Below are 9,603 nucleotides of genomic sequence, written 5' to 3' on the forward strand. Positions count from 1 at the left end.
GCTGCCCCGCTATGGCGGCCGACCAGGCGGTTTGTGCCAGCGTACATTCCCCCTCCGTTCACCCCGCAGGGCTGTGCGACGAAAGCTTGCGTTGTGAGGCGCGCAAAAATCTTCAAACCACCGCTCCGATTCCATGCCATGATCATGATCGAGATTAGTTTGAGTATCGGGGCGCAGACGGAGGGGGTGGCGGCGAAATTCTGGCTGGGGGATCGGCTACCTACGAGTTGCCAGAGATAAGTCCGGTGGACCGGGCCACCAATCGCTATATCTACCTTCGATGATCGAGTGATGGCTTGAAATCCGCGTTAGCGAATGCAAAAGAAGCGGTTAAGCTTTCGCGAAGGTGATCGCTGCTATGCTGATCAGCAATCCACGTGGTAACTACCGCTTCGTGCCGGGGATCGCGCCGTTTTCCTCCGCGGTGATCGCGGATCCCGGCTTCGAGATTATTCATGCCCGAATGCGTGAACTGACCCCGCTGGACCCAGGTTTCGCGCTGGTAGATCAGTGTCTGCAGGCAGCCTCGCGCCCGCGCACGGCGCTGTGCGGGGTCCATCTACGTCTTCCCAAGCCGCTTACCTCGCAGGGCTTTGACGAGTTCAATCGGCCCTACATCGAAGGGTTGCGCGCCTGGGGATTGGAGGTGGAAGGGGCCAATCCGGTAGCTCGCACCAACGTTGCACTGGAGGTCGATCCGCCCGAACGCCCTTGTCTGGCAGGGTTCTTTTATACCGTGCCGGCCAGCCACGCCGCTCCAACCTTTGTGGTTTCCGGCACGCCCGAGGTGCAGGCGCGCTCGGCCGCCGGTCGCCAGATCGTGGCGGCGGGCGACGTCTCGCCCGCCGGGATGCGACTTAAGGCCCAGTGCGTGCTGGAAGTTTTAGAGAAACGGCTGAGCGAGTTGGAAATGAATTGGGGTACCGTCACCAGCATCAATCTGTACACCACCGCCGATATCCATCCCTTGCTGCCCACCCTTCTGCTGCCCAGCATGGGTAAGGCGGGACGAGCTGGAATCACCTGGTTTTACGCCCGCCCCCCGGTCCAGGGATTGGATCTAGAAATTGACCTTTTCACAGTCCGTCAGCAATTGATGGTAGGTTGATCCTAAGCTTGATTCGAAAATAACTCGCACGCAGGGCGGTGGCGATCGCGGCGTGCCGTTTGTGGTTTTAGGCAACCAGCGTGACGCGCGGGTGAGGGTGCAGCCGCCGCGCGCCCGCCGTGCAATGGCTTCCCCCCGACCAAGTTGTCTTCAGTGTATTTTCGATGGTCCCATCGCGCTGACGCTTTGATGAAGGCGAGGGTCGAGCGAACGTTCTATATACACCCAGGCGCGCAAAGGGCAAGTAAAAGCCCTTCCCGCACTGATGGGGCGTAACCACCTGACCCCGCGAGCGTTCCCACTTCGTGACAGTTCGAGCGCAGGCGTACGACAGCTTCGGTCGTTGAGCGCCGCGGAAACTCGCTACCTCTGAGCAGGACCGGCCAGTCATGGTCGCCGGCGCAAGGGGGTACGGTCGATGCGTTTGGTCGCGCTGGGAGTGCTCGCTCTAGTGGTCTCGGGCTGCGCGCTAAACCTGGACCAGCGCCATTTCTTTCCATCCTGGGACAAGCTTGAGACAGGCGAAGCGCTGGCCTTCGCTGCCCTCAGCATAGGCGACGGAATCACTTCCACCCGCAATACCGCCGCTGGCTGTTCGGAGGGCGACCCGCTGGTAACCGGGGTGTGGGGTACCAAATATCCTAGCACAACCGATTATGCTTTAGGGCTGGCGTTCAATACCGCGGTCGTGATGGCAGTGGCCGAAGTGCTGCCTCGCACGTGGCGCAAACTTTGGCTGATGGGCTTTATCGGAGGTGAGAGCTGGGCGGTGATAAACAACCTGGGGGTCAATTGCTTCCACCCGCCGGCGCCGGAAATCGGTGCGCAATAACCTCGCCCAGATTTCGTTGTTCCCGGGAGCTAACTGCTTCTCCCGTCCGTGGTGCGCCTGAGGTTTGGGCCTACTATAGGTGGCTCTTACGGCGGTATATGAGCTGTTCGGCGATTCGTACCATTATCTGCCGTGAGTGGTTCGCTGGCCGACGGGGCCGGACTTACGCGCCGGTACGTTCGATGACCGCTTCGAGCACCGCCCGGTAAACCGGGTCGGGGTGAATTCGATCTTCGCGTAGACAGGCCGCGGTCAGCTTGATCGTGTGCGCATCACCACTTTCTACCGCGCGCCCGATCAGTTCTTCCAACTCCAGGCGGGGTGGGCTGAGGTTCGGTTGGGTTTCGCGCGGAAGCGCGGTGGCGAACAGCGCCAGCACCGCGGCGCTGCCTTGCCACAGCCATCGATACAGGTTTGGGCAAGCATCCGGGGGAATGTAGGGCAGCAGATCGCGCGTCACCGCGGGCGCCGTGATGGTATGGATCAGCGGTACTGGATGCATCTCGGAATGCGCCAGCAGAACCCGCGCGAAGGTCGCGGTATGGGCGCTTATCGCCTCGCCCACGTCGCCGCTCATGGCCAGAGACTGGATCGCCGAAGCAAAGCCGGGCAGCTCGGTGAACATGGCCGCGCCTGCCGCCTCGGTCATCTGCCGGCTGCGCATCCGCGGTTCCAGCCGGGGCAGCTCCTGCAGCGCGCGGTCGAGCGCCAGGTCGCCGTGTTGGGAGACGTCGCCCGCGATTTGCCGGAAGCTAGCGGCCCAATAGGCCATGCCGCGCGCCAATTCATCGAGTTGCAACGTGGTTGGCGAGCCATCCTCGGGAAAGGAGCGCAGTGCGTGGGCGGTGCGAATCAGACCGTGGGTCAGGCCGCCGATGTAGCCTGGCAGCAGCACCGGAAGCCAACGCGCAGTGACCTCGCGCCAGGGTCTATCCTCGAATTCGCGATGGAAGTAGTTCAGCCAGTCGGTCGAGCGGCCATAGACTCCCAACGCCGCGCGCCACTTTTCCGGTTTGGTGCCATCGATCGGTTCGCGCGCGGGCGGCATCGGCAGGTGGCGCCTTTCGCCTCGGTAGTGGTTCACCCAGCCGGCGACGGCGTCGTTCTGTCCAAGCGCACTCAGGGCTTCGGCCACCATTGGGCCATGCTCGGAGAAGAAGGGCTCCATGACGAAGCCCAGGTCGGATAGCCGCTCCAAAGCGTCGTTTATCGCATCCTGTCGGCTGATGCTCATTTGCGCACCTCCCTAATCGATCCGCGGTACTGGAGGGCGAAAGTTGGTGGCCGAGGCCAAGTGATAAACTAAAGCATCGCACTTCGTGGGGCGGGCGCGCAACCTTGCGGTGGCCCAGCCTGTCGCGGTAATTGGCCGTGTATTCGATTTGGGGTGCCGGGAGTGGCTAGTTGCTGACCGGTTTGGATCAGCTTCCTGAGATGGCGCGATAGCATTACGGTCTTTTGCTTTAGAAAGGCTCAGCCGTTAATTTACGATTTCGAACGTCAATTGGGGCAACGCCACGACTTTGCGGGTTTGACACAAGCCGAAAAACCGCTTTCACTGGGTTGGGATTTGCTGGCGTATGCCGCGCAGCGCCTAAGCGACAGGTGCTCGCATTCGCGCCAGCGGTTATGTCGGACGGAACTGGGTAGAGCTGCATGTCGATAAGCGCTTACACCCCGGTGCTGATCGTGGGCGGCGGCCCGGTCGGGCTGGCGCTAGCCGGCGACTTGGGGTGGCGCGGTGTGGCCTGCACTTTGATCGAAAAGGGCGATGGCACGATCTTCCAGCCCAAGATGGATCTGGTGGGCGTGCGCACGATGGAGTTCTGCCGCCGCTGGGGGATCGTGAAATGGGTCGAGGAATCACCCTATCCGCGCGACTATCCCCAGGATTGCGTCTATCTGACCGGATTGAATGGTTATGAGCTGGGGCGCGAACCGTTTCCAGCTCCCGGCCAGGAACCCTGTCCGAGCCAAAGCCCGCAAAAGCGCGAGCGCTGCCCCCAGGACATGTTCGATCCCATCTTGCGCCGCTTTGCCAGCCGCACGCCGCTGGTTGATCTGCGCTACAACACCGAACTTATCTCCTTGGAACAGGGCGAAGCTGGCGTCCTGGCCACGGTGCGCGAGGCCGGCACGGGCAAGCTTATGACTCTCGCGGCCGCCTACGTGGTGGGTTGCGACGGCGGTTCCAGTACGACCCGCGAGCTGCTGGGCATCACGATGAGCGGCAACCCGGTGCTGACCTATACCACCAACGTGATTTTTCGCACCGCCGACCTGCCCGCGTTGCACGACAAGGGCAAAGGTTATCGCTTCATCTTTATCGGCCCCGAAGGGACCTGGTTGACGATCGTGGCGATCAACGGACGCGATCGCTGGCGCATGTCGATCGTCGGCAGTCCCCAGAAGGTCACCCACGACGAAGCCGACATTCGTGCTCTGATCCGGCGCGCGGTGGGACGCGATTTTCCCTACGAAATCCTCTCGGTCGTGCCGTGGGTGCGACGCGAACTGGTGGCCGACAGCTACGCGCGCGGGCGGGTATTCATCGCCGGCGATGCCGCCCACATGATGTCGCCCACGGGCGGCTTCGGTATGAATACCGGCATTGGCGACGCGGTGGACTTGAGCTGGAAACTGGCGGCTTGTTTGGCGGGTTGGGGTGGTCCCGGTCTGCTTGCCTCCTACGAGATGGAACGCCGCCCGGTCGGTTTGCGCAACGTGGCCGAAGCCAGCAACAACCTGTCCCGGATGCTTGCCTCGCGCGAAAATTTGCCCCCGCCCGCGGTCTTCGAACCCGGTCCGGCGGGCGATGCGGCGCGGCGCAGTTACGGTCAATGGTTCACTCAGATGATGCGCCGGGAATGGTTTACGTTGGGCATCCAGTTGGGATATCGCTATGATCCGTCGCCCATTATTTGGCCCGACGCTACTCCCGCCCCCATTGACGATCCCAACGTTTATGTCCAAACCGCGCGGCCCGGCTCACGCGCCCCCCACGTTTGGCTGGAGCCGGGGCGCTCCACGCTGGACCTGTTCGGGCAAAGCTTGGTACTGCTTTGCCTGGGCGCCGACCCACCTACCGGCGAGGGCCTGATGCGCGCCGCCGCCGCGCGCGGAATTCCGCTGACCCGCGTCGCCTTGTCCACCACCGCGGTGTGGGAAGCCTACGAGCGGCGGCTGGTGCTGGTGCGGCCCGACGGTCATGTGGCCTGGCGAGACGATCAGGAACCCGAGGATCCCGGAAGAGTGTTAGACGTCATCCGCGGGATGCGTGTGCCAGCCGGTGCAGCCGCGGCTTGAGCTTGGAGGAAAGCGCATGAAATTGGCTCGTTTCAATGGCAATCGGGTGGGCGTGGTCAACGATCAGCAGCTCGTCGATATTTCCGATCTTCTGCCGGTGCCGCCGGAATTCTGGCCTCCGGTCAGTATGATCAAGCTTATCGCCCAGTTCGACGAACTCAAACCGCGTATCCAGCAGGCGGTTAAGGAGCGCAAGGGCGTCCCCCTTGCTTCGGTGCGGCTGGAATCACCGGTGGTATGGCCCAACAAGCTCATCGCCTATCCGGCCAACTACGCGCGTCACGGCGAAGAGATGAAAGTTTTCATCGCCGCTACCCAGGGGCCGCAAGCGGTCTCCAGTGGCGCCGCCAATACCTTGGGCTTCTTTTTGAAAGCAGCCTCGTCGATAAGCGGTCCGGCCGATCCGATTGTTTTGCCGGAGTTGCCAGGCAAGCAGATCCATCATGAATGCGAGATGGCGATTTTCATCGGCAAAGGCGGCCGCCACATCCCATTGGCGGAAGCGAAAAGCCATATCTTTGGCTATGCCTGCCTGGTCGACGTGACCGTGCGTGGCCCGCAGGAGCGGGTAATGCGCAAATCCTACGACAGCTTTACCCCGATCGGCCCCTACATCGTAACCGCCGACGAAGTGGCTGATCCCGACAACCTGGACTTGGAGTTGTGGGTAAGCGGGGAGCGGCGCCAAAAGGCCAACACGCGCGATTTGATCGTCAACGTTCCCAACATGATTTCAATGGCTGCCTCAGTCACCACGCTCTATCCCGGTGATATAATCGCAATCGGCACGCCCGAGGGCGTGGGGCCGCTCAAAGCCGGCGACGAACTGACCATCACCATCCATGGTGTCGGCTCGATGACACTGCCAGTGGTGGCGGGTAAGGGCGGCAGCAATATGGCCTTCGAGGGTGGCAAAGCCAAGTCAGCCTGAGGGATAATCGGCCCATGGAAACCGGGGACAAAGCCTATTACGCCGAGTTGGCGGCTAGCTGCTATGAGCCAGGCTGGGCCCGTCGCCAGCCCGCGATGTGGCCGGTGCCCCAGCCCAAGTTCAAGCCCACGGTATGGCGCTTCAGCCAGGCCCGCGCAGCTTTGTCCGCCGCCGGCGGTTTTGTTACCACCGAGCAGGCCGAGCGGCGTAACCTGATCCTGGTCAATCCGATCGAGGGTAACTACTACGCCACCAGCCGCAACCTGGTGTGCGCCTATCAAATGGTCAAGCCGGGCGAGAAGGCGCGTAGCCATCGCCATTCGGCTGCCGCGCTACGCCTGGTGATGGAAGCGCAGCCGGGCGCCTACACCGTGGTTGACGGGGTGCGGATCGACATGGCGCCCGGCGACGTGGTCCTCACTCCGCCCTTTTGCTGGCACGGTCACGGCAACGAGAGCGCGGCCGAGGCCTACTGGATCGATTTTCTCGATGTGCCCCTGGTGCAGCATTTGGAGGCGATGTTCTTCGCGCCGCATCCCGATGGCTATGAGCGGATCGCGCGCCAGGATCCGGCCTCGCCTTTCCGCATCCCCTCGGCTCAGGCGCTGGGCGCGGGCGTCGGGCCGGCGCGGGTGGATGTTGCCCCCGGGGTGATGCCGACCATCGGCCTACAGCTTATCCGCCAGCCCGCCGGCGGCCATTCGGATGAAGGCCGCAGTACCGCCAACGCCATCTATGGAGTGGTCAGCGGCCGGGTCCGGATAGTGGTCGAAGGCGCGCTGGACAAAAGCCTCGCCTGCGGTGATATCATCGCGGTGCCTTGCTGGTACCGCCATCGCTGGGAAGCCGAGCAGGATACGGTGATGTTACGGGTTTCGGATCAGCCGCTGATGGCGCTGACGGGTTTGCTGCGCCAAGAGGCTTAAACCGCGCGCGCCAGTCCTCTGCGGGGGATAAGCGCTCGCCAGGAGAACTGTCATGGATGCAAATGCAGCTAGCGACTTTTATCGGCGGGTCGAAACCCTTCATCTGCATCCCGGCTGGCGCGGCGACCGGCCCGACAACGGCTTGGCGATGCACGAGTTCAAGCCCGCGCTGTGGCGCTGGTCTGATGCCCGGCCGGCATTGGACGAAGCGGCGCGGGTGGTCAGTACCGAGCAAGCCGAGCGACGCAACTTGGCGCTGCTCAATCGCAGTAGCGGGGTGACTCTGCCGGCGGCCAAGAATTTCGTCGCTGCCTATCAGATGGTCCTGGCTGGCGAGAAGGCGCGCAGCCATCGCCACGCCGCCGCTGCCTTGCGGCTGGTGGTCGATACCAAGCCCGGCGTCTATACGATTGTCAACGGCGAGCGGCTGGACATGTTGCCCGGCGACGTGGTGCTGACCCCGGCCTTTTGCTGGCACGGCCACGCCAACGACAGCGAGGCCTCGGCCTACTGGATCGATTTCCTCGACGTCCCCTTCGTGGCCGCCAATCATGCCATGACCTTCGAGCCCTATCCCGAGCCGATCGAGCCGGTGCGCAGGGCCGATCCCGCCTCGCCTTACCGCATTCCGCCGGCCAAGGTCTTCAATCGCGAACGCACCTCCGGGGTGGTGGAGATTGCGCGGGGAATCATGCCGACCATCGGCCTATATCTGATTCGCCATCAGGCGGGAGCGCGGATGGAGCTGTCCAACAGCGTGGTGGGCAATCTTTATTCGCCCACGAGCGGGCGCGCCCGCTTCATCGTCGACGGCGTGATGGACGAGACCATCGGGCCCGGCGACATCCTCAGCGTGCCGGCCCGCCACGCCCATAGGATGGAAGCGCTGGAGGCGGACACCACCGTGCTGCGGGTCTCCGACGAGCCCTTGCTGGCGCGCTTGGGATTGTTTCATTCGGCGGCGTTGAATTAGGCCCGTCTGTGAATAGCGGGCGATACACTTCGGGTCACAGCGAGGAAGCGGCAGTGGAAAGTACAAGTGCAGAGCAATTTTACCAGCGGTTGGATCGGCTCAATATCGCTCCAGGCTGGCACGAACCCGAGCGCCGAATGGCGTTTTTGGCCAACCAGTTCAAACCCGGGATCTGGCGCTACCGCGATGCCAAGGCCGCCATCGACGAAGCCGCCGACGTGGTCAGCACCGAGGAGGCGGAGCGGCGCAACCTGATTCTGTCCAACCCGATCTCGGGCGGTTTGGCGCCCACCACCGGCAGTATCATAAGCGCCTACCAGATGGTCAAACCGGGCGAGAAGGCGCGTACCCATCGGCATACTGCGGCCGCCCTGCGTCTGGTAATCGACACCGAGCCCGGGATTTACACCATCGTCAACGGCGACGCGATTCCGATGCTGCCCGGTGACGTACTGCTCACGCCCGGGATGTGCTGGCATGGTCATGCCAACGAGAGCCCGGCGCGGGCCTACTGGCTGGATTTTCTCGACGTACCCTTTGTGTTGCGCATGGGCGCGATGGCCTTCGAGCCTTCCCCCAAGGGCTATGAAAATTGCGACCGCAAGGTGCCCAATTCACCCTTTCGTATTCCTCCCGCCACCGTGTTCAAGCCCGGCCAGAGCGGGATGGTCGAGATCGCCCAGGGCGTGATGCCAACCATCGGGTTGCATCTGATTCGTTACGACCGCGGCGGGATGCTGGAGATGGCCAAGGGACCGATCGACTCGGTTTATTCGGTTATCAGCGGCCAGGCCCGCTTTGCCAGCCAGGGTTGGGAGGAGCGCGCCGAGCGTGGCGACGTGGTTGCGATGCCCTGCGAGTACGGCCACACAATTGAGGCGCTAGCCGACGATACAGTCGTGCTGCGGGTTTCCGACGAGCCAATCTTTACCGGGTTGGGGATGATTCGCCCCAATTGAGTACTGGATTTTGGGTTCATCGGGGGGCGCAGCGCTTAGAAAAAAGCCACCGACCACCGCACTCAACATCACCAAGTAGGCGGCCGGATAGATGTAGCGGGCCAGATAGTGCGCGCGCGCGGCCCGCTCCAGCGCACCCCGGCGAATCATAGTACGGATCACCAGCAGCTCTCCCATCACCAGAAACTCCAACACCAAACTGCTCAGGAAGACGCCGTCGAAGAAGGTCAGGTAGCTGACCCTCGGCAGCGAATTGCCGATTGCGAACGAGAAGGCGACCAGTGACAGCATCATCGTGACGACGATCTTGGCCTGCCAGTCGAACTGCTCTTCGTCGATCCAGAATACGCCCATGGTGACCGCGACCATCAAGAAAATGGGCAGAAATCCTTTCCAGAAATAGAACATTGGCCGCCGGGTTACCTCCAGGTAGAAGTCGGCACGCGCGGCGCGCTGAGCGGCGGCGAAGATCTGGGTTCGCGCGCGACTCATGGTGATGCGCTCCAGGTGCCATTCGGCCAGTCCCACGAAACCTTCGGGTGAGATGCCGTTGTCCCGGGGGGAGGGT

General features: G+C 62.6%; 9 protein-coding genes. 7 read left to right on the forward strand and 2 right to left on the reverse strand.

Annotated elements, in window-relative coordinates; genetic code table 11:
- Positions 1-358 precede the first annotated feature (358 nt).
- Both VKV28_15145 and VKV28_15150 read left to right on the forward strand, forming a co-directional pair.
- Complete coding sequence (locus VKV28_15145) at positions 359-1,108, forward strand: hypothetical protein (GenBank protein ID HLH78138.1); 750 nt, start codon at positions 359-361, stop codon at positions 1,106-1,108.
- Positions 1,109-1,526: 418 nt separating this feature from the next.
- A complete protein-coding gene (locus tag VKV28_15150; GenBank protein ID HLH78139.1) occupies positions 1,527-1,940 on the forward strand; it encodes a hypothetical protein in 414 nt (137 codons plus the stop codon).
- A 163-nt stretch (positions 1,941-2,103) separates the two neighbouring features.
- Here the strand turns inward: VKV28_15150 and VKV28_15155 are convergent, their stop codons facing one another.
- A complete protein-coding gene (locus VKV28_15155) occupies positions 2,104-3,174 on the reverse strand; it encodes a hypothetical protein (GenBank protein HLH78140.1) in 1,071 nt (356 codons plus the stop codon).
- Positions 3,175-3,596: 422 nt separating this feature from the next.
- Here VKV28_15155 and VKV28_15160 point away from each other — a divergent pair, with 422 nt between their 5' ends.
- The 5 genes from VKV28_15160 to VKV28_15180 are packed head-to-tail and all read left to right on the forward strand — an operon-like array spanning position 3,597 to position 9,035.
- Entirely contained in the window at positions 3,597-5,246 is a 1,650-nt protein-coding gene (locus VKV28_15160; protein ID HLH78141.1) for an FAD-dependent oxidoreductase, read from the forward strand.
- A gap of 16 nt (positions 5,247-5,262) precedes the next feature.
- Positions 5,263-6,177 (forward strand): fumarylacetoacetate hydrolase family protein, encoded by a 915-nt coding sequence (locus VKV28_15165; GenBank protein ID HLH78142.1) that lies wholly within the window; start codon positions 5,263-5,265, stop codon positions 6,175-6,177.
- 14 nt (positions 6,178-6,191) lie between these two features.
- Positions 6,192-7,103 carry a cupin domain-containing protein gene (locus VKV28_15170; GenBank protein ID HLH78143.1) on the forward strand — a complete coding sequence of 304 codons (912 nt, stop codon included), beginning with the start codon at positions 6,192-6,194 and terminating at the stop codon, positions 7,101-7,103.
- Between the two features lie 52 nt (positions 7,104-7,155).
- A complete protein-coding gene (locus VKV28_15175) occupies positions 7,156-8,076 on the forward strand; it encodes a cupin domain-containing protein (GenBank protein ID HLH78144.1) in 921 nt (306 codons plus the stop codon).
- Between the two features lie 53 nt (positions 8,077-8,129).
- Positions 8,130-9,035 carry a cupin domain-containing protein gene (locus VKV28_15180; GenBank protein ID HLH78145.1) on the forward strand — a complete coding sequence of 302 codons (906 nt, stop codon included), beginning with the start codon at positions 8,130-8,132 and terminating at the stop codon, positions 9,033-9,035.
- Here the strand turns inward: VKV28_15180 and VKV28_15185 are convergent.
- The coding region (locus VKV28_15185) for a hypothetical protein (protein HLH78146.1) at positions 8,958-9,603 on the reverse strand (646 nt) is incomplete at its 5' end. The two genes, VKV28_15180 and VKV28_15185, sit on opposite strands and share 78 nt — an antisense overlap.

Source organism: Candidatus Binataceae bacterium, from assembly GCA_035294265.1.
In the GTDB taxonomy this organism is placed as follows: Bacteria; Desulfobacterota; Binatia; order Binatales; family Binataceae; genus DATGLK01.

What these genes read in the sequence shown, in the direction of transcription:
- VKV28_15145 (HLH78138.1), top strand. Translation starts at nt 359, where the DNA reads ATGCTGATCAGCAATCCACGTGGTAACTACCGCTTCGTGCCGGGGATC.
- VKV28_15150 (HLH78139.1), top strand. Translation starts at nt 1,527, where the DNA reads ATGCGTTTGGTCGCGCTGGGAGTGCTCGCTCTAGTGGTCTCGGGCTGC.
- VKV28_15155 (HLH78140.1), bottom strand. Translation starts at nt 3,174, where the DNA reads ATGAGCATCAGCCGACAGGATGCGATAAACGACGCTTTGGAGCGGCTA.
- VKV28_15160 (HLH78141.1), top strand. Translation starts at nt 3,597, where the DNA reads ATGTCGATAAGCGCTTACACCCCGGTGCTGATCGTGGGCGGCGGCCCG.
- VKV28_15165 (HLH78142.1), top strand. Translation starts at nt 5,263, where the DNA reads ATGAAATTGGCTCGTTTCAATGGCAATCGGGTGGGCGTGGTCAACGAT.
- VKV28_15170 (HLH78143.1), top strand. Translation starts at nt 6,192, where the DNA reads ATGGAAACCGGGGACAAAGCCTATTACGCCGAGTTGGCGGCTAGCTGC.
- VKV28_15175 (HLH78144.1), top strand. Translation starts at nt 7,156, where the DNA reads ATGGATGCAAATGCAGCTAGCGACTTTTATCGGCGGGTCGAAACCCTT.